This window comes from Streptosporangium sp. H16 (genome assembly GCF_051918855.1).
In the GTDB taxonomy this organism is placed as follows: Bacteria; Actinomycetota; Actinomycetes; order Streptosporangiales; family Streptosporangiaceae; genus Streptosporangium.
Genome location: NZ_JBPXMD010000107.1, coordinates 1 through 1341, shown reverse-complemented (window position 1 = coordinate 1341; position 1341 = coordinate 1). Strand labels below are relative to the sequence as shown.

The window sequence follows — 1341 nt, the reverse complement described above, 5'->3', positions numbered from 1 at the left end:
GGGGGCGGCGGGCACGGCGATCCGCGCGAGCGCGATCCCGAGCTGGTGCGCCGTGACGTCGCCGAGGGCTACGTCTCCCCCGACGCGGCCCGCCGCACCTACGGGATCGACGATGTCTGAGCCCTTCGCCCTCGGAGACGTCGCACCCGTCGCCCCGGACGGGGGAAAGGCCGCCGGTGGGGGGCGCGTCCGGGTGGACGGCGCGACGGTCGAGGTGGTGCGCAGCCATCTCACCTCGGCCGCCGAGGAGATGCGGGCCACGCTCGTCCGCACCGCCTTCAACCCGGTCATCTACGAGGTCTTCGACTTCGGCGTCTCCGTCTACGACACGGACCTGCGGCTGGTCGCCGAGGCCACCGGGCTGAGCCGTTTCCTCGGCGCCAACGACTATTCCATCCGCAAGGGTGTGGATTATGTGGGGCGGGAGAATCTGTGTCCGGGTGATGTGGTGTTGTTGAATTATCCGTACTGGAACGCGGCGCATTCCTATGACGCGACGTTGTTCTGTCCGGTGTTCGTGGGTGTGGATCTGGTGGGTTTCTTGTGTGTGCGGGCTCATTGGATGGATCTGGGGGCGAAGGATCCGGGGTATGTGTTGGATTCTACGGATATGCATCAGGAGGGGATTATCTTTCCGGGGACGAAGGTGTTCTCGGGGGGTGTGCCGAATCGGGAGATCATCGAGTTGATCCGGTTCAATTCGCGGATGCCGGATCTGGTGATCGGTGATCTGAACGCGCAGGTCGCCGCGCTGCGCACCGGCGAGCGCCGCGTCCGCGAGCTCTACGCCCGCTACGGCGCGGCCGTCGTCGAGTCCGTCGTCGAGACCGTGGTCGCCACCGCCGCCGAGTCCGCCGCCGAGGCCGTCGCCCGTCTCCCGCAGGGCTCGTGGACGGCGGTCGACTGGCTGGACGACGACGGCGTCACCGAGGACCCGGTCCGCATGCAGGTCACCGTCACCGTCGCCGACGGCACCTTCACCGTCGACTTCGCCGGATCGTCAGGCGCGACCGCGGGGCCGGTCAACCTCCCGTTCGGCGCGACCATCGCGACCTGCCGGGTCGCGTTCAAGGCGATCACCACGCCGGGGGAGCAGACCAACGCCGGGCACTTCGCCCCGCTGGAGGTGCGGGCCGAGCCGGGCACGCTCTTCCACGCCGCCTACCCGGCGGCGACCTTCACCCAGTGGACGGGGACAGTCGCCCTGGAGCTGATCTACAAGGCGCTGGCGCAGGGGATGCCGGACCGGCTGCCGGCCTCGTCCGGGGGTGACGTGCCGGGGTTCATGATGGTCGGGGTCCATCCGGAGACCGGGCAGATGTTCGCGGTCAGCAACAACGA

The 1341-nt window shown here is 68.8% G+C and carries 1 protein-coding gene; it reads left to right on the top strand.

All coding sequences use genetic code 11. The features are described 5' to 3' along the window. Window positions 1-112 precede the first annotated feature (112 nt). Window positions 113-1341 (top strand): hydantoinase B/oxoprolinase family protein (locus ACTOQ2_RS43860; RefSeq protein ID WP_440107953.1); only part of this gene is annotated, 1229 nt, incomplete at its 3' end.